The organism is Bradyrhizobium sp. USDA 4452 (genome assembly GCF_054063575.1).
In genome coordinates this window covers 7,098,876-7,122,148 of record NZ_JBSSGK010000001.1, presented here as the reverse complement: position 1 = coordinate 7,122,148, position 23,273 = coordinate 7,098,876, and the positions used below count along the sequence as shown (strand labels likewise).

The 23,273-nt window shown below is 63.6% G+C and carries 24 protein-coding genes; 9 read left to right on the top strand and 15 right to left on the bottom strand.

The annotated features are described in order from the left end of the window. The first annotated feature begins 97 nt into the window (after positions 1-97). From ACVISU_RS33405 to ACVISU_RS33390, 4 genes are all read left to right on the top strand, one after another. The gene (locus tag ACVISU_RS33405; protein ID WP_456709773.1) at positions 98-1,669 is read left to right on the top strand and encodes an ABC transporter ATP-binding protein; all 1,572 of its coding nucleotides are present in this window, start codon (positions 98-100) and stop codon (positions 1,667-1,669) included. After that, positions 1,653-2,744, top strand: a complete 1,092-nt coding sequence (locus ACVISU_RS33400; RefSeq protein ID WP_456709772.1) for an ABC transporter permease — start codon at positions 1,653-1,655, stop codon at positions 2,742-2,744. Before ACVISU_RS33405 ends, ACVISU_RS33400 begins: the two co-directional genes overlap by 17 nt. Then, a complete protein-coding gene (locus tag ACVISU_RS33395; RefSeq protein ID WP_456709771.1) occupies positions 2,731-3,648 on the top strand; it encodes an ABC transporter permease in 918 nt (305 codons plus the stop codon). The genes ACVISU_RS33400 and ACVISU_RS33395 overlap by 14 nt, the downstream gene beginning before the upstream one ends. A 70-nt stretch (positions 3,649-3,718) precedes the next feature. Further along, complete coding sequence (locus ACVISU_RS33390) at positions 3,719-4,795, top strand: BMP family ABC transporter substrate-binding protein (protein WP_456709770.1); 1,077 nt, start codon at positions 3,719-3,721, stop codon at positions 4,793-4,795. A gap of 57 nt (positions 4,796-4,852) precedes the next feature. Here the strand turns inward: ACVISU_RS33390 and ACVISU_RS33385 are convergent, their stop codons facing one another. After that, positions 4,853-6,205 (bottom strand): 8-oxoguanine deaminase, encoded by a 1,353-nt coding sequence (locus ACVISU_RS33385; protein ID WP_456709769.1) that lies wholly within the window; start codon positions 6,203-6,205, stop codon positions 4,853-4,855. Positions 6,206-6,329: 124 nt separating this feature from the next. On the opposite strand from ACVISU_RS33385, the gene ACVISU_RS33380 reads away from it, so the two are divergent. Continuing rightward, entirely contained in the window at positions 6,330-7,151 is an 822-nt protein-coding gene (locus ACVISU_RS33380) for an FAD binding domain-containing protein (protein ID WP_456709768.1), read from the top strand. Continuing rightward, positions 7,148-9,868, top strand: coding sequence for a molybdopterin-dependent oxidoreductase (locus ACVISU_RS33375; RefSeq protein ID WP_456709767.1), 2,721 nt, complete (start codon positions 7,148-7,150; stop codon positions 9,866-9,868). Before ACVISU_RS33380 ends, ACVISU_RS33375 begins: the two co-directional genes overlap by 4 nt. Positions 9,869-9,917: 49 nt before the next feature. Here the strand turns inward: ACVISU_RS33375 and pucL are convergent, their stop codons facing one another. The 3 genes from pucL to ACVISU_RS33360 all read right to left on the bottom strand — a co-directional run bounded on the left by pucL (position 9,918) and on the right by ACVISU_RS33360 (position 12,271). Further along, positions 9,918-10,811, bottom strand: a complete 894-nt coding sequence (pucL, locus tag ACVISU_RS33370; protein ID WP_456709766.1) for a factor-independent urate hydroxylase — start codon at positions 10,809-10,811, stop codon at positions 9,918-9,920. A gap of 227 nt (positions 10,812-11,038) precedes the next feature. Beyond that, positions 11,039-11,920 carry a 2-oxo-4-hydroxy-4-carboxy-5-ureidoimidazoline decarboxylase gene (gene uraD / locus ACVISU_RS33365; protein ID WP_456709765.1) on the bottom strand — a complete coding sequence of 294 codons (882 nt, stop codon included), beginning with the start codon at positions 11,918-11,920 and terminating at the stop codon, positions 11,039-11,041. 90 nt (positions 11,921-12,010) lie between these two features. Further along, complete coding sequence (locus ACVISU_RS33360; protein WP_244522022.1) at positions 12,011-12,271, bottom strand: hypothetical protein; 261 nt, start codon at positions 12,269-12,271, stop codon at positions 12,011-12,013. Here ACVISU_RS33360 and ACVISU_RS33355 point away from each other — a divergent pair. Further along, positions 12,192-12,374 (top strand): hypothetical protein, encoded by a 183-nt coding sequence (locus ACVISU_RS33355; RefSeq protein WP_050405181.1) that lies wholly within the window; start codon positions 12,192-12,194, stop codon positions 12,372-12,374. The two genes, ACVISU_RS33360 and ACVISU_RS33355, sit on opposite strands and share 80 nt — an antisense overlap. Positions 12,375-12,498: 124 nt before the next feature. Next, entirely contained in the window at positions 12,499-12,726 is a 228-nt protein-coding gene (locus ACVISU_RS33350) for a hypothetical protein (RefSeq protein ID WP_157113421.1), read from the top strand. 123 nt (positions 12,727-12,849) lie between these two features. Here ACVISU_RS33350 and ACVISU_RS33345 read toward each other — a convergent pair whose 3' ends face one another. From ACVISU_RS33345 to ACVISU_RS33320, 6 genes are all read right to left on the bottom strand, one after another. Then, positions 12,850-13,083: a hypothetical protein gene (locus ACVISU_RS33345; RefSeq protein ID WP_456709764.1), complete on the bottom strand. Its 234-nt coding sequence runs from the start codon at positions 13,081-13,083 to the stop codon at positions 12,850-12,852. 244 nt (positions 13,084-13,327) lie between these two features. Next, complete coding sequence (locus tag ACVISU_RS33340; protein WP_456709763.1) at positions 13,328-14,353, bottom strand: aromatic ring-hydroxylating dioxygenase subunit alpha; 1,026 nt, start codon at positions 14,351-14,353, stop codon at positions 13,328-13,330. Between the two features lie 15 nt (positions 14,354-14,368). After that, positions 14,369-15,730 carry an amidohydrolase family protein gene (locus ACVISU_RS33335; protein WP_456709762.1) on the bottom strand — a complete coding sequence of 454 codons (1,362 nt, stop codon included), beginning with the start codon at positions 15,728-15,730 and terminating at the stop codon, positions 14,369-14,371. Continuing rightward, positions 15,727-16,527: an ABC transporter permease gene (locus tag ACVISU_RS33330; RefSeq protein ID WP_456709761.1), complete on the bottom strand. Its 801-nt coding sequence runs from the start codon at positions 16,525-16,527 to the stop codon at positions 15,727-15,729. Before ACVISU_RS33330 ends, ACVISU_RS33335 begins: the two co-directional genes overlap by 4 nt. Then, complete coding sequence (locus ACVISU_RS33325; protein ID WP_456709760.1) at positions 16,524-17,378, bottom strand: ABC transporter ATP-binding protein; 855 nt, start codon at positions 17,376-17,378, stop codon at positions 16,524-16,526. The genes ACVISU_RS33330 and ACVISU_RS33325 overlap by 4 nt, the downstream gene beginning before the upstream one ends. An 8-nt stretch (positions 17,379-17,386) precedes the next feature. Continuing rightward, on the bottom strand, positions 17,387-18,382 hold the full coding sequence (locus tag ACVISU_RS33320; RefSeq protein ID WP_456709759.1) for an ABC transporter substrate-binding protein: 996 nt from the start codon (positions 18,380-18,382) through the stop codon (positions 17,387-17,389). Between the two features lie 261 nt (positions 18,383-18,643). Between ACVISU_RS33320 and ACVISU_RS33315 the strand changes: the two genes are divergently transcribed. Continuing rightward, the gene (locus ACVISU_RS33315) at positions 18,644-19,066 is read left to right on the top strand and encodes a RidA family protein (RefSeq protein WP_244522002.1); all 423 of its coding nucleotides are present in this window, start codon (positions 18,644-18,646) and stop codon (positions 19,064-19,066) included. Between the two features lie 63 nt (positions 19,067-19,129). Here the strand turns inward: ACVISU_RS33315 and ACVISU_RS33310 are convergent, their stop codons facing one another. Genes ACVISU_RS33310 through ACVISU_RS33290 form a run of 5 tightly spaced genes read right to left on the bottom strand, consistent with a single transcriptional unit; the run spans position 19,130 to position 23,164 of the window. Then, on the bottom strand, positions 19,130-19,714 hold the full coding sequence (locus ACVISU_RS33310; RefSeq protein WP_456709758.1) for an NAD(P)H-dependent oxidoreductase: 585 nt from the start codon (positions 19,712-19,714) through the stop codon (positions 19,130-19,132). A gap of 1 nt (position 19,715) precedes the next feature. Beyond that, positions 19,716-21,017, bottom strand: coding sequence for an FAD-binding oxidoreductase (locus ACVISU_RS33305; protein ID WP_456710961.1), 1,302 nt, complete (start codon positions 21,015-21,017; stop codon positions 19,716-19,718). A 50-nt stretch (positions 21,018-21,067) separates the two neighbouring features. Then, entirely contained in the window at positions 21,068-21,895 is an 828-nt protein-coding gene (locus tag ACVISU_RS33300; protein WP_456709757.1) for a cysteine hydrolase family protein, read from the bottom strand. After that, complete coding sequence (locus tag ACVISU_RS33295) at positions 21,892-22,317, bottom strand: cupin domain-containing protein (protein ID WP_456709756.1); 426 nt, start codon at positions 22,315-22,317, stop codon at positions 21,892-21,894. The genes ACVISU_RS33300 and ACVISU_RS33295 overlap by 4 nt, the downstream gene beginning before the upstream one ends. A 19-nt stretch (positions 22,318-22,336) precedes the next feature. After that, a complete protein-coding gene (locus ACVISU_RS33290; protein ID WP_456709755.1) occupies positions 22,337-23,164 on the bottom strand; it encodes a creatininase family protein in 828 nt (275 codons plus the stop codon). Between the last annotated feature and the right edge of the window lie 109 nt (positions 23,165-23,273).

Here is a 23,273-nt window from a genome sequence, read left to right as displayed (position 1 = left end):
TGCTTGAGCAGGCAGTGGCGCATTTTCCCTACTTACGCGTGCGTCAAAACTGGCCCACTATTGCGGCCTGCTCTCCTCACGCATGCGATATCCCGGGATGCTAGCAACGACATCTGCCGCGCAGCACACAGATGCGACGCCGCTTCTGCAGACGATCGGCCTCACCAAGCGCTACGGTTCGTTTCTCGCCAACGACAAGATCGATCTCGATATTCGGCCGCAAGAGATCCATGCATTGCTCGGCGAGAACGGCGCCGGAAAATCCACTCTGGTCAAGATGATCTACGGCCTGATCCAGCCGAGCGAGGGCAATATCCGCTGGCAGGGCAGAACGATCGTGCTGTCCGGACCATCGGATGCGCGCGCACACGGCATCGGCATGGTGTTCCAGCATTTCTCGCTGTTCGACAATCTGACGGTCGCCGAGAACGTTGCGCTCGGCCTCGACGGCAAGGAGCCGTTCAAGGATATGTCGGCGCGCCTCGAGCAGGTGTCCCGAACATACGGTCTGCCGCTCGATCCGAGGCGCGAGGTCTGGCAACTCTCGGTCGGCGAACGGCAACGCATCGAGATCGTGCGCGCGCTGATGCAGGATCCGCAATTTCTGATCCTCGACGAGCCAACCGCCGTGCTGACACCACAGGAGGCCGACCAGCTCTTCGTCGTACTCGATCGCCTCAGGGCCGAAGGCCGCGCGATTCTCTACATCAGCCACAAGCTGGAAGAGGTGAAGCGGCTCTGCGACACCGCAACGATCCTGCGCGGCGGGCGCAAGGTTGAAACCTGCAATCCCAAGGCCGAAACCGCGGCATCGCTAGCGCGCATGATGGTCGGCGGCGAGATCATGGAAGTGAAGGCAGCGGCGAGCCGCCAGATCACCGTGCCCCGTCTGCTGGTCAACGATCTCAGCCTCGCGCCCGACGATCCGCACGGCGTACGGCTCGAGCATATCTCGTTCGAGCTCCGCGGTGGTGAAATTCTAGGCATCGCCGGTGTCGCCGGTAACGGGCAGGACGAGTTGTTCGCCGCCCTTTCCGGCGAGCGGCCGGCGAAAGACCCCGGCACGATCGTGATCGACGGACAGGCGGCGGGACACCTGTCGATCACCAGGCGCCGCAAGCTGGGCGCGGCCTTCATCCCGGAGGAACGGCTCGGTCACGGAACGGCGCCGCGCATGCGGCTCTCGGAAAATGCCCTCCTCACCGGCCACGCCATCGGCAACATGGTGCTTCATGGCTTCGTGAACACCGCCGCGACCTTGAAGACCGTCGACCGCACGACCGAGACTTTCGACGTGCGCAAGGCCAAGCGCGATCCGGAAGCGGCGAGCCTGTCGGGCGGCAACCTGCAGAAATTCATCGTCGGTCGCGAAATCCTGCGCGATCCGGTGGTGCTCGTCGTCAACCAGCCCACCTGGGGCGTCGATGCCGGCGCGGCCGCCGTGATCCGGCAGGCGCTGCTTGATCTCGCCACGCGGGGCGCTGCCGTGCTGGTCACGAGCCAGGACCTCGACGAGCTCGCCGAGATCGCCGACCGGATCGCGGTCATGTTCCATGGCCGCCTGTCGGCCCCGGTGCCGACCGCGGAGACCAGCCGTGAACGACTGGGCCTGTTGATGGGCGGCAGCAGCATTGAAGCGCCGGAGGCACCCCATGCGGCTCGTGCTTGAGAAGCGGGCCGAGCGCTCGACCATAATCGCACTGATCTCGCCGCTGATCGCGATCGGGCTGACCATCGTCACCTTGTGCATTCTGTTCGCGATACTCGGCAAGAACCCGATTTCCGCGCTCGCCGTCTACTTCATCGATCCTCTCACCGACGGCTACTCCCTGCAGGAAATCGCGGTCAAGGCAACGCCGCTGGTCATGATCGCGATTGGCCTGTCGTTGTGCTACCTCGCCAACGCCTGGAATATCGGCGCCGAGGGCCAGTTCCTGATCGGCGCGGTCGCCGGAAGCTGGCTGGCGGTGAAGACCCAGGGCACCGATGCCGGCCACTGGGTATTGCCGGCGATGCTCGCGCTCGGTGCGATCGCGGGCGCGCTCTACGCGCTAATTCCCGCGATCTGCAAGGTACGGTTCGGTGCCAGCGAAATCCTGACGTCGCTGATGCTGGTCTACGTCGCCGATCTCCTACTCGACTATCTCGTGCGCGGACCGTGGCGCGACCCGCAAGGCTTCAACTTCCCGACCACGGCCGAGTTCGATCCGGTGGCGACCGTGCCGACGCTGATCGAAGGCGGCCGGCTGCATCTCGGCTCGATCATCGCACTGCTCGTCGTGGCCGCCGGCGCGGTGCTGCTCGGCAGGACCATCAAGGGCTTCGAGATCCGCGTCGTCGGCGCCGCACCGCGAGCCGCGCGGTTCGGCGGGTTCAACGCCAACCAGCTGGTGCTGCTGACCTTTGCAATCTCCGGCGCACTGGCCGGACTCGCCGGCATCATCGAGGTGGCCGGCCCGGTCGGCCACCTGCAGCCCGGCATTTCGCCAGGCTACGGCTTTACCGCGATCATCGTCGCCTTCCTCGGCCGACTGAATCCAATTGGAATACTAATTGCAGGACTTTTCCTCGCATTGACCTTTATCGGCGGCGAGCAGGCCCAGATCGCGATGAAAATCCCGTTGGACGTCACCAAGGTGTTTCAGGGCATCCTGCTGTTCTACGTGCTCGCCTGCGATTCCCTGATCCTCTACCGCTTTCGGCTCATTTCCACATCACCAAAGGTGCAAAGTGCAGCTCGTTGAGGCGATCATCCTGTCGGTGCTGGCGGCCTCCACGCCGCTGTTGCTCGCGGCCACCGGCGAACTCGTGACCGAGCGCTCGGGCGTGCTCAACCTCGGCGTCGAAGGCATGATGATCGTCGGCGCCGCCTGCGGCTTCGGCGCCGCCTGGCTGTCCGGTTCGATCATCTTCGGCGCATTCTGCGGGGTCGTCGCCGGCATCCTGATGTCATTGATCTTTGCCCTGATGGCGCTCGGGCTCGCAGTCAATCAGGTCGCGACGGGCCTTGCGCTGACCATCCTCGGAATCGGATTGTCCGGCCTGATCGGCGCCGGCTTCGTTGGCGAACGCATCACGCCTGCGCCGCATCTCTACATCCCCGGCCTCACCGACATTCCGCTCGCGGGACGAATCCTGTTCGGAGAGGACGCCTTTGTCTATCTTTCGATCGCCCTGGTGGTCGGCGTCTGGTGGTTCCTGTACCGGACCCGGGCCGGGTTGATCCTGCGCGCCTGCGGCGACAACCACGTCTCCGCCCATGCGCTGGGTTATCCGGTGCTGCGGATCCGGCTCTACGCGGTCATGTTCGGAGGCGCATGCGCCGGGCTTGCCGGAGCCTATCTGCCGCTCGCCTACACGCCCTTCTTCATTCCCGGGATGACGGCGGGACGCGGGTGGATCGCGCTGGCGCTGACAGTGTTCGCCAGCTGGCGGCCGGCCCGGCTGGTCGTCGGAGCCTACCTGTTTGGCGCCGTCACCATTCTTCAGCTGCACGCGCAAGGTGCCGGCATCGGAATTCCGTCGCAGTTCATGTCGTCGCTGCCCTATCTCGCGACCATCATCGTCCTGGTTCTGCTCTCTCGCGCACGCACCGGCGGCTCGACGGCGCCCGCTGCGCTCGGAACCGTATTCGTGCCGGACCGCTAACTCGATGTCGGTACGTGCCGCGATGGGGCGCCCACGTTCCGGACTATGGTTTCCCCGTTTGGAGATTGAGATGAAGAGAGCATTATTCGCGGCCGCAGCGCTTCTCATGGCCGGATGCATCAACGGCGGCGCTTGGGCCGCCGACAAGCTGAAGGTCGGCTTTATCTATCTCGGACCGGTCGGCGACCTCGGCTGGACCTATCAGCACGAACTGGCGCGGCAAGCTCTTGTGAAGGAGCTGGGCGACAAGATCGAAACCACGTTCCTCGAGAACGTTCCGGAAGGACCGGACGCTGAACGCGCGATCGAGCAGCTCGTGCGCGCCGGCAACAAGCTGATCTTCACCACCTCGTTCGGCTACATGGATCCGACGCTGAAGGTCGCGAAGAAGTATCCCAACGTCCATTTCGAGCATTGCTCCGGATACAAGCGCGACAAGAACATGTCGACCTATTCGGCGCGGTGGTACCAGGGCCGCTACATTCAGGGTCAGATCGCGGCCAAGATGTCGAAGGCCGGCGTGCTCGGCTACATCGGCTCGTTCCCGATTCCGGAAGTCGTGTCGGGCATCAACGCGACGATGCTGGGCGCCCAGACGGTCAACCCGAACATCAAGGTCAAGATTATCTGGGTGAACTCCTGGTTCGATCCGGGCAAGGAAGCTGACGCGGCCAAAGCACTGCTCGACCAGGGCGCCGATATGATCATGCAGCACACTGACAGCCCGGCAGCAATGCAGGTGGCGGGCGAACGCGGCAAGCTCGCGTTCGGCCAGGACTCCGAAATGATCAAATTTGGTCCCAAGGCGCAGCTCACCTCGATCCTCGACACCTGGGCGCCCTACTACATCGAGCGCGTCAAGGCTGAACTCGCCGGCACCTGGAAGTCCGAGGACACCTGGGGAGGCCTTGATACCAAGATGTTCGAGATGGCTCCCTACACCAACATGCCTGACGACGTGAAGAAGATGGCGGAGGACACCCAAGCGGCCATCACCGCCGGCAAGTTGCATCCATTCAAGTGTCCCGTCGTCGCGCAGGACGGCAAGGAAGTCGAATGCAAGGGCGGCGATCATCTCCAGGATGGCCAGATCCTCGGCATGAACTTCTACGTCAAGGGGATCGACGACAAGATCCCCGGGAAGTAAGGCTGCGACCGGCGAAAACAGGGCCCGGGCGATATAGCCCGGGCCATTGCCTTGACTCTATCCTGCACGCATCGCAAGCGCGGCAGCGCTGTGGCGGCGGATCAGGTCCCCGACATCGAGCCCGGGAATCGCTCCATCAATCACGACCCATCTGCCGCCGACCATCACACGATCGGCACGGTGCGCACCGCAGAGCACGAGCGCGGCGAGCGGGTCGCAGGAACCGGAAAAGCGCAGCTCATCAAGCTTGAACAGCGCAAGGTCAGCCGCCTTGCCGATCGCGATCTCGCCGAGTTCGGGGCGACCGACGCAGGCGGCCGAGCCCTTCGTCGCCCATCGCAATGCATCCCTGTGGCTGACCTTCGCGACGCCGTAGCGGGCGCGTTGCAGCAGGAATGCGGCGCGGACCTCCTGCATCAGGTTCGACCCGTCGTTCGACGCCGAGCCGTCAACGCCGAGGCCGATCGCCACCCCGGCCTCCTCCATCTCGCAGACAGGACAGCAACCTGAGGCCAGGATCTGGTTGCTGCAGGCACAATGGCTGACGCTGGTTCCGGCCGCAGCCAGCCGCCTCATCTCCACAGCGTCGAAGAAGATGCCGTGGGCCAGCCAGCTCCGGGCATTCAACCAGCCGCATTGCTCGAGGTAATCGAGCGGACGACAACCATACGTCTGCTGGCAAAACCTGTTCTCGTCCTCGGTCTCGGCAAGATGCGTGTGTAGCCGGACGTCGAGCTTGCCGGCGAGATCGGCGGTCGCGCGCATCAGCGACGTCGTTACCGAGAACGGCGAGCACGGCGCCAGCGCGATCTGCACCATCGCCTCCTCGCCGCGCTCGTGATGCTTCGACACCAGCCGCTCGCTGTCGGCAAGGATCGCATCTTCGTCCTGCACCACACTGTCCGGCGGCAATCCGCCGTCGCGCTGCGACAGGTTCATGGAGCCGCGCGTGAGCAGCACACGGATACCCAGCCGCCTCGCCACCGCGACCTCGATATCGATCGCCTCCTCGAGGCCGGCCGGAAACACGTAGTGATGATCGGTGGTCGTGGTACAACCCGACAACAGCAGCTCGGATATCGCGACGCTGACGCCGAGCTCGAGCGATTGCGGGGTCAGTTGCGCCCACACCGGATAGAGCGCGTGCAGCCAGGGAAACAGCTCGCGATCCATCGCAGCAGGCAACGCCCTTGTCAGCGTCTGGTAGAAATGATGGTGAGTGTTGATCAGGCCGGGCAGCACGACATGGTTGCCCGCGTCGTAGACCGCGACATTCGCAGTCGACGGCTCCTGCCCGCGCCCCACGCATTCGACGACCTTGCCGCCCTGGACGACAACGCCGCGTTCGGCTCCGTCAGCCAGAACCGCGAGGGGATCCTTGATCCAGATCGGCTGCATTTGATCCGTCATTTTCGTCTCCCGGCGACCGCCCGCCGCTCGCCTGCAGGGACGTCCCGGGTCCCGCGACACTTGGCGTTGCTCTTGCAAGACTTCTTAGTCAATGATGTCTCATGTTGAAAGCGTTGACGCATCCATGGACTTGAACACCGTTACCGAGGTCGTCCATCCGCTGTCGCGGACGCAACTGCCCGTTTGGACGGCAGGTGATGCCTGGCTCGCGGGCGGCACCTGGCTGTTCTCCGAACCCCAGGTGCATCTCACCCGCCTGATCGATCTCACCGACCTGAACTGGCCGGCGCTCACGATCGGCGACACACACCTCACCATTGCGGCGACCTGCACGGTCGCGCAGCTCGATGTCCTGGCCTGCCCGCCGGACTGGATGGCCGCACCGCTGATCAACCAGTGCTGCCGTGCCTTTCTCGCCTCGTTCAAGATCTGGAAGACCGCAACCTTCGGCGGCAACATCTGCATGTCGCTTCCGGCCGGACCGATGATTTCGCTGACCTCGGCACTGGATGGCGTTTGCACGATCTGGGCAGCCCGCGGCGGAGAGCGAACCATCCCGGTCATCGACTTCGTGACCGGCGATCATGCAAACGTGCTCGCGCCCGGCGACCTGCTGCGGCAGATCGATATCCCGATCGCCGCCCTGAAGCGGCGTTCGGCCTTCCGCCAGATTTCGCTGACGCCGGTCGGCCGCTCTGCCGCAGTTCTGATCGGCACTGTCGCGCATGACGGCGCCTTCACGCTGACCGTCACCGCCGCGACGATCCGGCCCGTACAAATGTCGTTTGCTGCCATTCCTCGTGCCGACGAACTGCGCGACACGATCCTGCGTCGCATTGCGGACGGCTTTTACCACGCCGACGTCCATGGCAGACCGCTGTGGCGCAAGCACATGACGCTGCGGCTTGCCGAAGAGATTCGCGACGAATTGCAGGCACGCCCATGACGTTCGAGGTCAACGGCAAGACGTTCTCGAATCCGCCGCGTCCCGGGCAATGCCTGCGCACATTCCTGCGTGAGCTCGGTCATCTCGGCGTCAAGAAGGGCTGCGATGCCGGGGACTGCGGCGCCTGTACCGTGCTGCTCGACGGCGACCCGGTCCACAGCTGCCTGATCCCGGCATTCCGCGCCGACGGTCACGCGGTGACCACCATCGAGGGCTTCGCCGGCGTGAACGGAACGCATCCGCTCCAGCGCGCGTTTCTCGATGCGCAAGGATTCCAATGCGGCTTCTGCACCGCCGGCATGATCCTGACCTGCGCTTCGCTGAACCAGGCGCAAAGGCAGGACCTGGATGCCGCGCTGAAGGGCAATATCTGCCGCTGTACCGGCTATCGTGCGATCCAGGATGCGCTCGACGGCAGGATCAATATCGAGGACGCGACGACCGGTACCGCCTTCGGCCGCAGCCTGCCGGCGCCCGCGGGTCCCCTCATCGTACGCGGTGCCGCGCCCTACACCTTCGATACGACGATCGACGGCCTGCGGCACATCAAGCTCCTGCGTTCTCCTCACGCCCACGCACGAATCATCGGGATCGACAAGACGGACGCCTTGAGGGTCGCTGGCGCCCACGCGGTGCTGACGCATGAAGATGCGCCTGACGGCCTGTTCTCGACCGCCCGACACGAGCGCGACTGGATGGATCCAGATGACACCAGGGTGCTCGACACGATCGTTCGCTTTGTCGGCCAGAAAGTCGCCGCCGTGGTTGCGGACAGCGAAGCCGCCGCAGAGGAAGCATGCCGCCGCCTCAAGGTCGACTACGAGATACTCCCCGCCGTGTTCGATCCGGCCGCGGCGATCGCCGACGGCGCCCCGCTGATTCACGGCGACAAGACGAGCATGCACCGCGTCGCCAACGCCGCGCGCAACATCGTCGCGGAAACGCATGGTGAATTCGGCGACGTCGCGCGCGGACTGGCAGAGGCGGCCGTCAGCTATGAAGGCACATTCACCACCCAGCGCGTCCAGCATGCGGCACTGGAGACCCATGGCGGACTGGCGTGGCTTGACGCCTCTGGCATTCTCAACATTCGCTCCAGCACGCAGGTCCCATTCCTCACCCGCCGCGCGTTGGCCGGCCTTTTCAAGTTGCCGCCCGACAAGGTCCGGGTGTTCTGCGAGCGCGTCGGAGGCGGCTTTGGCGGCAAGCAGGAGATGCTGGTCGAGGACATCCTCGCGCTTGCCGCGCTTCGCACGGGGCGGCCAGTCAAGCTCGAACTCACGCGCGAGGAGCAGTTCGTTGCGACCTCGACGCGGCATCCGATGCGCGTCACCGTGAAGGCCGGGGCAGACAAGGATGGCAGACTGACCGCGCTGCAGCTCGACGTGCTCTCGAACACCGGCGCCTACGGCAATCATGCGGGGCCGGTGCTATTCCATGCAGTGAGCGAATCCATCAGCGTCTACAACTGTCCCAACAAGAAGGTCGACGCGATCGCCTGCTATACCAACACGTTGCCGGCGGGCGCCTTCCGTGGCTATGGACTGCCCCAGACGCTGATCGCCGTCGAGGCCGCGATTGACGAATTAGCCAGGCAGCTCGGCATCTCACCCTACGAAATGCGCCGTCGCAATATGGTGAAGCCAGGCGACCCCATGCTCTCGCCGCCTGGCTCCGAATATCACGATGTGAGATATGGTTCATATGGTCTCGACCAGTGTCTCGATCTGGTTGAGCGCGCAATGGCAGAGGAAATCCCCTCCCCGCAGCTCTCCACCGACTGGCTGATCGGCAATGGCATCGCACTGACCATGATCGACACCGTGCCGCCTGCCGGCCACATCGCTGATTGCAGCATCAGGCTTTGCGACGACGAGCGCTTTGAGCTAACCGTCGGCACCGCCGAATTCGGCAACGGCACCAGCACGGTCCACCGCCAGATCGCGGCCACCGCGCTCGCCACGTCGGTCGATCGCATCCGCCTGAGACAGTCCGACACCGCTCATGGCGGCCACGACACCGGCGCTTATGGCAGCGCCGGGATTTTCGTGGCCGGCAGCGCCACGCAAGCGGCCGCAGAAAACCTGGCGCGCGAACTGAAGGCGCTGGCAGGCCAGATGACCGGGAGTGATCCGGGCAGCTGGATCCTGGAAGCCGGTCACGCTGTCTGCGGCCAGCATCGACTGCCCTATGCCGAGCTTGCACGATCGGCACGCGCCGCTGGTCAGACCCTGCAAGCAAGCGGGACGTCGGCGGGCACGCCGCGTTCGGTTGCCTTCAACGTGCAAGGGTTTCGCGTCGCCGTGAACAAGGGCACCGGCGCGCTCAAAATCCTGAAGAGCGTACAGGCCGCGGACGCCGGCCGGGTCGCCAACCCGATGCAATGCCGCGGCCAGGTCGAGGGCGGCGTCGCGCAATCGCTCGGCGCAGCACTCTACGAGGAGCTGCTGATCGACGACGAAGGCCGCGTGATCAATCCGAAATTCCGGGATTATCACGTCCCCTCTTTCGCCGACGTGCCGCGCACCGAGGTCCATTTCGCCGACACCTCCGACAGCATCGGCCCGATGGGCGCTAAATCGATGAGCGAGAGCCCCTACAATCCCGTCGCCGCCGCGCTCGGCAACGCCATCGCCGACGCGACCGGCATCCGCTTTACCGACGTTCCCTTCAAGCCGGACCGGCTGTTTCCGGAACTGCTCAAGAAATTCGGCTAACGCATGATCCGGAAAGGTGCGAAGCGCTCTTCCGAAAAACCGGCCCTGGCTATCGCCGCCCTACCGTACATTCAATCTGGCCATGAGGCTCATCGGTGGGCAGAAACACGTCGTTGTTGTTGTCCAGGCCGAAGGCCGAAAGATTCATCGGGATGAAGTGCATGTTCGGGCAGGCCATGCTGATCTCGGATATCTCAGGAACTGCGGCCAATGCCGCCTCGCCCATCCGGTACAGACTGTCCTGCACGCTCCTGCTGTAGGTTGTCGAGAAGACCTTCAGCACCGTAGCGAGGATAAGCGAATTCGCGGCCGGATAACTCTCGGGCTTTGCGGCCCAAGCCCATGACGCGACCATGCTGGTCGCGCAGATGCGATCCGCAGTCTCGGGGATCGTAGTGTAGCGATCCTTGACGTAGTTTTCCCAGCCCGATTGGGTCGACTTCATGAACGCGAACCCGTCGATACCCGAAACCAGTGACGGCGCGCCGCCGCGGATCATCGCAACTTCAACCGTCGGACGACCGTTGGCGTCGAGCACGAAGCTGTGTGGATGTGGCTTGCCGTCAAAACTCAGTCGGCTCCATTTGGTCTCGTGCGACGCAATCGCGACGGATGAAATCTGCGGATAGGTGTCGAGATATTTCCTCGCCAGCACCTGGCAGAACTCCTCGGTACAGAGACCGGTGTTCTCGCGCGCCACCACGTTGACGATGTTCTTGATGGTGTCGGTCGAGACCGTCATCCTGTTGTCGGCGTGGGTAAAGGTGCGAGCGAAATCGCCTTCAAGCATCGCCTTGATGCTCAGCTGACTGACCTCCTGCCGGTCTCCATCGCGGTGAATCCGCATCACACGGACCCGGCCCTTGCCATATCGGTTCTTGATCAGCGGCACGTCACAGTCTCCAGCAATGGCGTTACGGCGGCGGCGCCGGCCGCCGGTCATGGCCAGTATCGAGCAACGTTCGTGCCATCGGCAAGCCCTTGCCGCGCACTGGACCGGGCGGCATCCACGGCGCGGGCGATCGCTGCCGGAATCTTCACCATGCATGCCGCGCCTTTCGGCAACCGTCCACCGCTTGCAGCTTCGCCCCAGAGCCGTTACGGGACGTCAGATTCGCGCCTCGACGAACGCTCTTTGCGTGGACCGGCTTCCATTTCGCCCGACACCTTCTAGCTGCCGCGATAGGTCGCGTAGCTCCATGGTGTGACAAGCAGCGGTACGTGGAGGTGACCTTCGGGTTCGCTGACCGAAAAGCGCAAGGGTATCCTGTCCAGGAACGGCGGATCGGACAGGGGTACGCCGCGCCCGGCGAAATAGTCGCCGACGTTGAACCGCAACTCGTATGTCCCGGCCGGAACGGGCCGTCCGCCAATCAAGGGCTGATCGGTCCGCCCGTCGGCGTTTGTCGAGGCACGCGTCACGATGCGGCTCACACCAAGTTCCGAGAGTTCGACCAGCTCGACGGCGACCCCGGCGGCTGGCCTGCCACTATGGGTATCCAGCACGTGGGTCGAGAGGCGCCCGTGAACGGCAAGCCTGTCGTCGGCCGTTACGGTCTGATCGAGCCGCAGTGCCGCGATTCGAAAGATTTCTTCCACCGAGTTCTTAATTTCGACGGCGATGTCATTCGGCAGGCGTCGCTCGAAATTGCGCAGAATGGAATCCTTGGTGTGGCGGCGCACACAGACGATGTAGGGAAAGCCGAACTTGGCGCGGTAAGCATTGTTGACACGCTGAAACGCTTCGTGTTCAGCATCCGACAGGCGGTCTAGTCCCGCACCATTCTGCTCGGCAAAGGAGTCGTCGGTGAGGCCTGCCGCACGTTGCGTCTTGTCGGCGAGATCGGGATGCGCCTTGATCAAGGCCAGTTGCAGTTCGGCCGGCGCCCGCTCGACCGCGGCTTTCATCGCCGTGAACAATTGAGCGATGCCGGCATAGGGCCGATCCATCGCGACCTGCTCGGCAATCCACGGCGAATGCTCGAAGACGTTGGCAAGAGCCGCGACAAAATCATTCCGGCTCGCATTGTTGAGACCGATCAACGTCGTCATGACTTCGTCCACTCGTTCATTCGATGGATGGGTTCGCGGCGCGGTGCACCGGAGATCATCCCGTGCAATGCACACCCCTACTGCAACGCACTAGTCCCCTTGCTTCCGCCGGTCGTAGGACCATCCAAACAATCCAGACCGTTGCACTTCTGGTTCCGGTGGCGGCGCAGCAGCTCTTGACTCGGCCTCCGGCGCTGCGGCTACCGGTACATCCTGACATTTCATCGAATAGACCAGTTCGCCTTTCGCGGTGCGACCAATAGGAGCGCAGATGTCCGCAGGTGCGGTTGCGGCCCTTGGGGCTGCCTTGGGCGTTGTCCGCGTCTCTGCGGCCGCGGCGGAAGCGGCCAGCAGCGTGACAAGCAGGATCATCGTCTTCATCGGCTGTGCTTCTCGCATGTTGTGTGTGCGGCTGATCGACATCGCCGCACGATACCCCCTGCCAAAAATTTAGTCGCGCCCAATTATTTTGCGCACCACTTCGTGATTGCAGCCGGGCTAAGCAACGCCGGCGCCGCCACTATTTGCCAGAAACAAGGCCGACGATTCCTCCGGCCGGACGCCCAAGGGAGAACCCAATGAAGAAAAACACCCGCGTTGTCTGCACCGTTCTAGCTGGTCTGCTGCTCGGATCGATCTCGCAAGGCGCTACTGCCGCGGAACGTCACCGCAAGGCGCATGTTGTGCCGACCCAGCAATCGCAGTCCCGGCCTGCCGACGCCTACGCGGCTTGGCAGCCACCCAGGATCAGCAGCCCCGTGCCCTCGTATTACGCCGGCGGCTATTCGGCTCCGGCCGGACATTAGACCAACTCCAGACTGTGGCGCGCCAAGACATCTTCGGCCTGGCCCTGTCGGTCAGGCCGAAGTCGCGACAGAGCCTTGCCGGACCGGAGCCCATCATCAGCTTGGCTTCGCCGCCCGCAACGGCTATTCCATTTCGAGGTGATACCACCGCAGCTTCTCACGCGTGATGCAACGAATGGCACGATCGGCGAGCCACTTCTTTGCGGTGCCGTAATGCACGACATGCACCGAGAAGCCGCCGCTGGGGTCTCCAAGTACCCCGACCTCCGCCACAGCCTCGCATCCCGGCCAGAGCCGGATCTCCTGAAGGCACTCCTCAGCGAGCACCGACCGGACAACACCCGCGGTGTATCTCACAGAACCCCTCCAAGTCCCAGATGCATCGATCGGTCTGAGTTCTAAGCGTCGTAGGCCGTGTACGGCCAATACTGCCGATGGATTAAAATCGAAGCGCTCGCTTCCGTCACAACGCGACCGGCCCCATCGCAAATGATTGCACCGAACGGGCGACCGCTGCACCGGGCGGACGGCCCGGAAAGCGCAACTGCCCATCGAAGCAACGTAGGCTTTCCAGATCTCAGCGGCGGAAGTTCATCTCGGTTCAAGCGACCCTCTCCCTCGGCTGCTCCTTTTCGTTGTGCTCGTCCAGCAACGCGAGCAGGCGCTTTCGCATGATCATCCCGGGCCGATCGGAAGGCATGTGCATTTCGAGCTTCCGGCTCATGTCGACGATCGCGTCAGGATCAGTCGATTCGAGCATCTCGCGATCCTCTGCAATGATGGCGGCGTCCCAATCGATCAGCTCCTGGGTGGAGCAATCGGCTTCGGTATCGTTGCGGAAAAGCAACTGCACGACCTGGATCTGGCCGTCGGAGATCGGCGTCGCGCAATTGAAGATGATGTGACGAATGCCGGACGGATACTCCATGTCGAGGCGGCGGCAGAACGGCATGAACCACTTGTTGCGCTGATGACGTCTTGTGGTTGGATCGGTCGTTCCGCTGATCCGGAAAGCGTTCGGCGGATTGCGGATGGTGATGATGGTCTCGGCGTCGAAACCATCCTCGGTTTCGGTGATCTCGTACTTCTCGGGCTTCGGCTGATTGATGTCGCCGAACGTCCCCTTGTGCACAAACGCGAAATGGGCGTTGTCGAACGAGTTTTCCATCAGGCGGAGCGCCGCCGTGTCCCACTTCTCGTAAAACTGATGGATGCGGCGATAGCCCGTTTTGCCCTCTTCGGGAATGTCGGGAATGCCGCTCAACGGCTCATCGAGGGCGACCCAGACATAACCATATCGTGCGCTGGCCCGGAACGAGCGCGCCCTGGCATCGGGGATCGGCTGCTCGAAGGGAAACTGCGGGACCATGACCAGCTTGCCGTCACGGTCGTACTCCCAGCCGTGATAGCCGCAGACGATATTCCCATTGTTGCACCAGCCTTTCGACAGCTTGGCGGTACGATGGCAGCAGCGATCCTCGAGCGCGGCCGGCGCGCCATTGGCATCCAGGAACAGCACGATCGGCTCCCCCAGCAGGGTGAAGGGCTGTGGACCTGCCCTCAGATGGTCGAGAGGCATCGTTGCGTACCAGAAGCGGCGCAGCACGGGTTGCTTGGTAGCGAGCATCATTTCCTCCGCGGTTCAGGCAGCCAGACGCGAGACAACGCGGGCCGCATCGAATTTCAGCTTTTGCATGTCGAGGCCGGGAATCGCACCGTCCTCGACGACCAGGCGACCGCCGACCAGCAAATGGCGAACGTGCGCTGAGCCGGCACACGTCACCGGCGCGATCATGGGATCGTGCATGCCGAAGTGGCGCGGCTGGTCCAGGCTGAAGATGGCGATATCGGCCTGCTGGCCCGGCGCCAGCGTACCGACGCGCGGCAGGCCCAGCACGCGCGCACCGCCCGCCGTGGCCCAATGCACGACGTCTTCCGCGGTCACCGCGTCGGCCCCCTTCACGGCGCGATGCGTGTGCCAGCAACTATGCATCTCACTGATCATGTCAGCCGCCTCATTGGAGGCCGCGCCATCCACACCGAGCGACACCGCGCCGCCCAGCCGGGCCATCGCGTCCGCCGGCGCAATACCGGAACCGAGGCGGCAATTGGACTGCGGACAGTGCGCCATGCCGGTGCCGGAGCGGGCCAGGATCGCCACCTCCTCTGGATCGAGATGGACCAGATGCGCGAACCAGACGTCCTCGCCGAGCCAGTCGTGCTCTGCGAGCCAATGGACTGGCCGCTTGCCATGAACCGACAAGCAGAAATCGACATAGTCAGACGTTTCCGAAAGATGGCTGTGCAGCCGCAGCTTCATGCGCCGCGCGGCGGCGATCACTTCGCGCAACTGGCCCGGATCCAGCGACCAGGTCGGCGTGGTCGGCGCCAGTGCGACGTGGGTCAGGCTGGCCGGCGACGGATCGTGGAAGCGCTGCGCACAGGCCTCGACCGATTGCAGCATCCGATCCAGCGTTTCGACCGGCATCGGCACAAACTGATCGGTATCGAAATGGCGGCTGACGGTCGCGCCTCCGCGGCAGAACACGAGGCGAATGCCGAAGTCGCGCGCAACGTCGAAAATCACCTGCGCCGGATCGAAGCGAAACGTGTCGCTGAAGAGATAGTGGTGATCGGCGACCGTGGAGGTGCCCGAGAGAAGCAGTTCGGCGAGTGCAATCCGCGCAGCGACCGCCAGGGCCTCTTCGTCGATCGCGGACCAGAAGCGGTACGGTACCGAGCGCAGCCACCCTGCGAGCGGAAGATTGATGCCTTCGCGAACACCTTTCAGCACGCTCTGGAACATATGGTGATGGGTCGATACGAGACCCGGATAGATCACGCAGCCCCTTGCGTCGAGCCTGCGCTCGTCAGGCTCGGACTGCAGTGCGCCGATTGCAACGATCACGCCATTGCGGATCCGGATCGCGCCGGTCGTTCGCATCGCCTCGCCCGGCAGGCCCGTGAAGATCCCGGTGGCATTCTCGATCAGCATTGATGTCATGTCTCGGCCCGGATCTCGCTTTCATGCCAGTTCGATAACGCAAGCCGCGAAAGCGCCGCCATGAGGGTGAACAGCAAGACGCCGGTCAGCGTGATCAGGAACAGTGCCGCGAACATGCGGGGAATATCGAGCGTGAAACCGGCATCGAGGATCTCATAGGCGAGGCCCGAAGAGCGCCCTCCCGTGCCTGCCACGAATTCGGCGACCACTGCGCCGATCAGCGCGAGGCCGCTCGAGATGCGCAACCCGCCGAAAAAGTAGGGTAACGCACCGGGTATGCGAAGCTTGATCAGGCTCTTCAATCGGCTCGCCCGGTTCATCCGGAAGTAGTTTGCAAGGCCCGGATCGACACTGCGCAGACCTAGCGTCGTGTTCGAGATGATCGGGAACAGCGCGACCAGGGTCGCGCAGATCGTCAGCGATATCTGGGTATTCTTCACGAGGATGATGATCAGCGGCGCAATCGCGACCACCGGCGTGACCTGCAACAGCACCGCATAGGGAAACAGGCTGACCTCGATCGCCCGGCTCTGCACGAACATGAATGCGATCAGGGTGCCAATCACGGTCGCAGCAACGAAGGCCTGCAGCGTCACCCGCAATGTCACCAGCAGGGCCCGCAGCAGCGACGGACCGTGCTGCACGAGGCTTATGAAGATATCACTCGGCTTGGGAAACAGGTACACCGGAACGGAGGCCAGGCGGAAACTGCCCTCCCACAAGCCGAACAGCACGATCCCGACGGCGACCGGAGCCGCGACCCGGACGAAGGCATCCGATTGCAGCAACGGCTTCATGCTTCGCCCCCGCCCGACCGCGGCAGCGAAGCTTCAGCGAGCCAGGTCGAGAGCTCCCGGCAATAGGCAGCGAATTTCGGGCTGTCGCGAAACCCGACCCCACGCGGCTGCGGCTCGTCGATTGTCATGGTGCGGAAGATGCGGCCGGGACCGGCAGCCATCACGATGATCCGGGTCGAGAGAAACACGGCCTCATAGATCGAATGGGTGACGAACACTGTCGTGAGCTTGCGGTCCCACCACAGCCGAACGAGATCGTCGTCCAGCTTGTTGCGCGTGAACTCGTCGAGTGCGCCGAAGGGCTCGTCCATCAGGAGGAGGTTGGGCTGCGTCACGAGCGCCCTGGCGATCGACACCCGCATCCTCATTCCGCCCGACAGCTGCCGCGGGTAGTGTTGACCGAACGCTGACAAGCCGACCCGCGCGATCGCATCCTCGACCAGCGGGGCCGCCTTCACCCTGGGCATGTCGGCAAGCTCAAGCGGCAGCCGGACATTGGCTTCGACGCGCGCCCAGGGCATCAGGGTCGGCTCCTGGAACACGAAGGCGAGCCGTCTCCCCTCTTGCCCGACTTGGCCGTGGTCGCCGCGCCACCACAACAGCCGACCGTCGGTTGGCTCGATCAAGTTGGCGATCAGCTTGAGCAAGGTACTCTTGCCGCAGCCGGAGGGGCCGATCAGCGTCAGGAACTCGCCGTCCGCGATCGTAAGGTCGATCGGCGCAAGGCCTCGCGTGCCGTTCGGAAACAGCTTCTCCGCCGAGAGCACCTCGACGACGGGCGGACGGCCTTCGGAGGTCGTCCTGGGCCCGGTGTCGTGATCGAACGCGCAGGGTGGCGGCAGAACGTTCATGGCCGCTCCTATTTCACGCCAATCCTGAGATCCTTGACGAAACGGTCGTCAAACGACTTTTGCCAAGCGGTCTTCGGATCGAGCAGCTCGCCGGCCACCAGGAAGTCGTAGACTTGCTTGTAGCGCTCGGCGGTGATGATGCCGATGCCAAGCTTCGCTGCGTCGCCGCCGTCGACCGCTTTGCTCTGCTTGAGCTTCTCGATCGCAAACGCGATCTGCCCGTCGGTCATCTTGGGATTGTCAGCCTTGATCAGGCCGTTCGCCGGAGCAGGATTCTGCAGATAGTCGCGCCAACCTTCGAGCGAAGCCTTGACGAAGCGAGCCACCACGTCCGGCTTTTCGGCGACCATTCGCTCGGTCGTCACGATTGTCGAGCCGTAGGGTGGATAGCCGCCATCTGCCAGCAGGAAGAACTTCACTTTCTTCTTCTGCTCCTGCGCTTGATACGGCTCGGATGACGGGTAGGCCTGCTGTGCCATGGTCTTGTCGGCGAAGAACGGCTGCAGGTTGAACGTGTATGGCCGGATCTGGTCGTCGCTGTAACCGTATTTCGCCCTCAGCCATGGCCAGAACGTCACGCGCGAGGATCCCGCGATCAAGATCGGCCTGCCCTTCAGCGCTGCAAGGTCCGGCACGTCGTCATGGGTCATGATTCCCTGCAGGTCGAACTGGAACGACGATGCGACAGTCACGAGCGGCAGGTTCTGCTCGCGCCCTTTCATCACCTGGATGTCGTAGCCCATGATGAAATCCGCATCGCCTGCGAGCAGAAGCTGCGTGCCGTTGACCTGGGGACCGCCCATCTTGATGGTCACGTCGAGGCCGGCCTTGTCGTAGAGACCGGTCGCCTTCGCCTGATAGAAGCCGCCATGCTCGGCCTGCGCGAACCAACTGGTGAGGAAGGTGACCTTGTCGGCAGCCCGAGCGGGAGCGAGCGACAGCACAAGCAAGGCGCTCCCCACCAGGGCGGAAGCAAACGTTCGGGAGGCAATCGTCATGGCCATCATGGCTACCCTTAACCGTCCGGTGAATGCCAGCTGCGGATGATTTCAATATTGTCTGGACGGCAACCCGCTCGCGCGGATCGAACCCTCGATGAACTCAGGATGCACGCGTCGACTGTCGCCCGAAAGCATTTTGATTCGAGCGATCTGTTGCTTTTCCGGCAACGCCGATTTTTTGAGCAAGAGGCACCAAATGTCGGCGCCGATCAGCCAAATTTCGGCATGCCGGCGGCAACGCCGTGGCCTAAGCTGGCAGCAGCAATGACAAATTTTGAGCCTGTGGTGATGAGCTTGCGCGCGCTTTCCCCTCCTGCAATTCGTCCCCCGTTCGCACGATACAGCCACGGCGTTGCCGTGCCGGCCGGACATCGCCTGGTGTTCACGTCCGGGCAGCTCGGCGCCGGCAGCGACGGGACTGTTCCGCCGGACAGCGAGGCACAGGCCGATCTCTGTTTTGCGAACATCGCAGCGATCCTCGCCGAAGATCGGATGACGCTGGCGGACATCGTCCGGCTCAACGCCTATGTGACGGCGCGCGAGCACATGCAGGGCTACATGCGGTCACGCGACCGGTTATTTCCCGGGACGCCGCCGTCCTCGACCCTGATGATCGTGTCCGGCTTCAGCCGGCCGGAATTCCTGGTCGAGATCGAAGCGGTCGCTGCCGCGCCGGACCCGAGCTAGCGAGCTTTCCAGCCGAATGCATTTCCGCTCGCGTCAAGAAAGCCGTCCCGGACGGACCTAGCTCTAGAACCGGCGCATTTCGCGTCTGACCTTGGCCAGAAAGCGCGCGCGTTTGGCCGGCGTGGCAACGTTCATGTGATAGAGCGCATGATAGCGCGTCGTCGCCCTTGCCCCGGTGAACCACGGCAGATATCGCTTGATGAGCTTGCGCGGCGGATCGGCCATCGCAATCGCCTGCCAGCGCGGGCGGCCATAGGTTGCGATGCCGCAGATGCGGCGGACGTGATGCAGCATCGGCTGTGCCCGCGCGGGATCGGACAGATCGAGCGCGATGCCGGGGCCGAACATTCGATCGAACCAGCCCTTGAGCATGGCTGGCGGCCCGAACGACCAGGTCGGAAACTGCACCACGATCGCGTCGGCCGCCATCAGGCGGTCGGCGTAGGCCTGATTGTTGTACCGGTTGCGCACGGGGTCGTGGTAGTCGCGCCGACGTTCAGCCGTCAGGACCGGATCGAATCCCTCCGCATAGAGATCGAGCAGATCAACGGCATGGCCGGCTTCGGCGAGCCCGGCCAGCGCCTCCCCGCGGATCGCGGCGTGGAAGCTGTCGGCAAGCGGATGGCAGTAGACATAGAGAACGCGCATATCACGACCCGGCAGCGACGAAACTTCGCATCTTGCCGGGATTGAGCAGATTGTGCGGATCGACCTCGCGCTTGAAGCCCAGTTGATCCGCGTCGGCACGCTTGTAGCGACTGCCGTCCTCGACCGTGTAGACGTGCGGATTGGCGATGAAAACGCCGCGCTGCTCGTGCATCCGGATGATCTCGTTCAGTCGCTCAGCGCCGCGGTAGCGCACGACCGGCAGGCCGCTGCAGGTGACCCGGCCGCCAAAGCGGATGAACTCGAGATGTTGCAGCACCTCATCCGGAAACAGCGCCTCCATCTCGGCAACTTTCTCCATCAGGCCATCATGCGGATAGAGACATTGCAGATAGGTGACGGTGCGGTCGGACTTCAGGACCTGCAGCGTGGTGTGATTCCAGGTGTATTCGTAGAGCGGCACCTGGCCCGGGCTGTCATCGGTCGGGGTCTCCAGCGAGATGGTCCCGCGACGACCAAGCAACGATTTGAAGCTTTCGAGCGACGGCTCGGCGATCATCGCGATCAGGATGCTCTGTCCGTCGGCTACGCAAGGTCTCAACGCACCGAAGTAGGACGGGAGCGGCCAGCTGATCGGCGACAGCAACTTCTTCGTGATGCCATCGGCAAGAGCTGCCTCGTATCCGACCGCCACCGCATCCAGGAAGTCGTCGAAGCAGACGACGACGTCGATCCAGCGCCAGGCAGGAGCCAGCGGCATTTCCAGTGCCGTGATGATTCCCGTGGTGCCATAGGCACGGTTGATCTTTTGTGCCGCCTCGCCGCGCAGTTCGATGACCCGGGGCGTTTCCTCGACGGAGACGATGCGGGCTGCCTGGATATTGCCCGGCTCGCGCAATCCACCATACGTCACGGATCCGATGCCGCCGGAACCGCCGGCCACGAAGCCACCGATCGTCGCCGTGCGCTTGGTGGACGGATGCATGCGCAGTTCCCAGCCCGTCGGCTGCAGGTCGGCGTCGATGGCGCTGAGCTTCGCGCCCGCGCCAGCACGTATCGTTCCGGGCGCCGTCCATTCAATGGCCGACAGCGCCATGATATCCAGCAGCACCCCGCCTTTGAGCGGCACCGCCTGACCATAGTTTCCAGTGCCACCGGCGCGGACCGTCAGCGGCACGCGATGGCGCGCACAGGCCGCAGCGAGCCGGATGACTTCGTTCTCGTCGCGCGGGACGACAATCAGGTCCGCCGATTTGTCATTCAGTAGATCATTCAGGATGGGGCTGTACCAGAAGAAGTCGCGCGAGCGGCGCCGCACCACCTTGTGGTCACGGATCACCGTCATGTCGCCGAGATCGCCAACCAGCAGGTCCAGCGCGCTGGCGGAAAGCTCGCTCACGACGTTTCGTCCTGGCTGGATTGCGCACTGGCGAGTTCGGCCAGGATTTCGTTCGACCTGACGACGAAGCCAAAGCACTGGCGGACATTGTAGAGGGTGGCGGCGAGGCAATAATCCGGCGAGGTCGTGGCCGTGCAATCCTGCAGGAGGAGGCAGTCGTAGCCGCGGAAATTTGCGTCCTGCAGCGTGCACAACACGCACTGGTCGGCGTTGACGCCGGCAAACATCAGCGTCGTGACGCCGAGATTGCGCAGAATGCTGTCGAGCTCGGTATCCTGGAAACCCGACATCCGGTATTTCGCGACCTCGATATCGGAGGTCGCGACGGCGAGTTCCTCGACCACGGCCGCAGACCAGCTGCCACGCTCCAGCACGCGTGCCCCGGCGCGCGGCAACGCGTCGCCGAGGCCGATGCCGGCGCCGCTCGGCTTGTAGACGTGCAGCAGCGCCGGGCTGAGATTGAGACGGTCCGGCCGATTACCCCAGTTGACCCAGATCACCGGCATTCGACAATCGCGCAGCACCGGCAGCAGACGCCGCAGCGGCTCGATGGGTGCACGCGCCGGCGCTATATCTACCCCGATATGGGCCAGCCAGCCGTCCGGGTGGCAGAAATCGTTCTGCATATCGACGATGATGATTGCGCTGCGCGCAAGGTCGATCGAAATCACCTTGCCATCGGCCCGCAGCGCAACCGGACGCGGCGGAACAGGCTGTCGGACCAAATCGGCGCGGCTGTCCGACACCAGCCAGAGGTTGCGCTCGCTCGAACCCAGCGGCGTGAGCGGTTCGGCGGCCGGGTCATGGCGGGGAGCAAAGTTCATGACTGGTGTCCCTGCAGGACGCGGATATCCTCCGCATCGAGCTCCACCGGCTCGCCGCCACGAATCAGCTCCGCAAACCCCTCATTCGGCGTCATCACCGTGAGCGTGTAGAGCTTGCCGGCACCGGTATTCTCGATCACATGCTGGGAGCCCGGATGCAGCAGCAGCGAATCGCCCTTCCGGATCGGCACCGTCCTGCCGTCGCAGCTGGCGAGTCCTTCGCCATGCAGGACGTGGAGGAATTCGTGCGCGATCGCGTGCTCGTTCGGCGGCGTGGCGCCGCCGGGCCGGAAGATCTCGATGACGAAGATATTGTCTATTCCGTCAGTCGCATGATCGAACAGGATTGCGAAATAATTCGTGTCGTTCGGCGAGATGCGAAAGGCCTTGGCCTGGGCAAGTTGCGCGATACCGAATGCCATGCGTCGGTTCCTGTCGTGTTCAGATCTGCTCGGGCCGATCAAATGCGGTGCGGGTCGCAACCGCCGCCAGCGGATACCGGGCGATCTCGTCCACGAGCGTCACCAGGCGCGCGGCCGCGCGCTCGACCACCATCTTGCCGAGCCCGGCAGTTGCCCTGGTGGCGTCGCCGCAGGCGCCCTTGGGATGAAGATCCTGGGTCTGCCAGCCGAATTTGACGACGCCTTCCAGTCCAAGCATCTCGAAATCGCGCGCGACCCGCGTCGTCGCGGGCTCGAAGTTTTCGGCCCGGCTCATCGCCACGGTCTCCGGCGCCAGATGCAGCATCACACTGGTTTCGATCTGGCCGCCGTGAATCCCGTGGCGGATCTCGTCCGCGTCGAACAAATCGGTCATGTCGATCAATTGCGGCCACATCGTCGTCGCCGCAAACATGCCGAAGCGGACGCGAAGGTCGCGGCAGACGATCTCGAGCAGCTGCGGCTGGCCGCCGTGCGAGTTCAGGAACAGGATCTTGCGGACCCCGGCGCGGTGCACCGACTCGCCGATCTCGCACCATACTTTTGCAAGCGTCTCATGCGAGAGCGTCAGCGTGCCCGGAAACGCCAGATGCTCGTCGGACTTGCCATACGGCAATGGCGGAAGCACGAGCGCGGGACAATCGGGATGCATCAACTCGACCGCACGGGTCACGATCCCCCATCCGATCGCCGCATCGACCTTGACCGGCAGATGCGGCCCATGCTGCTCGACGGCGCCAACCGGAAGGATCGCGACGGCTCGTTCGCCATCGAGTTCGGCGAAGTCACCTCTCGAGAGATCCCACCACCAACGAGATTTCACTGCCATCGCAAGACCCGAGCCGGTGGCCAACCCCGCATATGCGTTGGACCACCGACCGAGAATCTTGCACGTGCATCCATCACTTCAAAGCGCTTAGATTCGGCAACCCCGTTGC

Excerpts from the sequence above, each read along its gene's own strand:
- ACVISU_RS33405 (WP_456709773.1), top strand. The coding sequence starts at position 98 with ATGCTAGCAACGACATCTGCCGCGCAGCACACAGATGCGACGCCGCTT.
- ACVISU_RS33400 (WP_456709772.1), top strand. The coding sequence starts at position 1,653 with ATGCGGCTCGTGCTTGAGAAGCGGGCCGAGCGCTCGACCATAATCGCA.
- ACVISU_RS33390 (WP_456709770.1), top strand. The coding sequence starts at position 3,719 with ATGAAGAGAGCATTATTCGCGGCCGCAGCGCTTCTCATGGCCGGATGC.
- ACVISU_RS33385 (WP_456709769.1), bottom strand. The coding sequence starts at position 6,205 with ATGACGGATCAAATGCAGCCGATCTGGATCAAGGATCCCCTCGCGGTT.
- ACVISU_RS33380 (WP_456709768.1), top strand. The coding sequence starts at position 6,330 with ATGGACTTGAACACCGTTACCGAGGTCGTCCATCCGCTGTCGCGGACG.
- ACVISU_RS33375 (WP_456709767.1), top strand. The coding sequence starts at position 7,148 with ATGACGTTCGAGGTCAACGGCAAGACGTTCTCGAATCCGCCGCGTCCC.
- pucL (WP_456709766.1), bottom strand. The coding sequence starts at position 10,811 with ATGACCGGCGGCCGGCGCCGCCGCCGTAACGCCATTGCTGGAGACTGT.
- uraD (WP_456709765.1), bottom strand. The coding sequence starts at position 11,920 with ATGACGACGTTGATCGGTCTCAACAATGCGAGCCGGAATGATTTTGTC.
- ACVISU_RS33355 (WP_050405181.1), top strand. The coding sequence starts at position 12,192 with ATGTCCGCAGGTGCGGTTGCGGCCCTTGGGGCTGCCTTGGGCGTTGTC.
- ACVISU_RS33350 (WP_157113421.1), top strand. The coding sequence starts at position 12,499 with ATGAAGAAAAACACCCGCGTTGTCTGCACCGTTCTAGCTGGTCTGCTG.
- ACVISU_RS33340 (WP_456709763.1), bottom strand. The coding sequence starts at position 14,353 with ATGCTCGCTACCAAGCAACCCGTGCTGCGCCGCTTCTGGTACGCAACG.
- ACVISU_RS33335 (WP_456709762.1), bottom strand. The coding sequence starts at position 15,730 with ATGACATCAATGCTGATCGAGAATGCCACCGGGATCTTCACGGGCCTG.
- ACVISU_RS33330 (WP_456709761.1), bottom strand. The coding sequence starts at position 16,527 with ATGAAGCCGTTGCTGCAATCGGATGCCTTCGTCCGGGTCGCGGCTCCG.
- ACVISU_RS33325 (WP_456709760.1), bottom strand. The coding sequence starts at position 17,378 with ATGAACGTTCTGCCGCCACCCTGCGCGTTCGATCACGACACCGGGCCC.
- ACVISU_RS33320 (WP_456709759.1), bottom strand. The coding sequence starts at position 18,382 with ATGGCCATGACGATTGCCTCCCGAACGTTTGCTTCCGCCCTGGTGGGG.
- ACVISU_RS33315 (WP_244522002.1), top strand. The coding sequence starts at position 18,644 with ATGACAAATTTTGAGCCTGTGGTGATGAGCTTGCGCGCGCTTTCCCCT.
- ACVISU_RS33310 (WP_456709758.1), bottom strand. The coding sequence starts at position 19,714 with ATGCGCGTTCTCTATGTCTACTGCCATCCGCTTGCCGACAGCTTCCAC.
- ACVISU_RS33305 (WP_456710961.1), bottom strand. The coding sequence starts at position 21,017 with ATGACGGTGATCCGTGACCACAAGGTGGTGCGGCGCCGCTCGCGCGAC.
- ACVISU_RS33300 (WP_456709757.1), bottom strand. The coding sequence starts at position 21,895 with ATGAACTTTGCTCCCCGCCATGACCCGGCCGCCGAACCGCTCACGCCG.
- ACVISU_RS33295 (WP_456709756.1), bottom strand. The coding sequence starts at position 22,317 with ATGGCATTCGGTATCGCGCAACTTGCCCAGGCCAAGGCCTTTCGCATC.
- ACVISU_RS33290 (WP_456709755.1), bottom strand. The coding sequence starts at position 23,164 with ATGGCAGTGAAATCTCGTTGGTGGTGGGATCTCTCGAGAGGTGACTTC.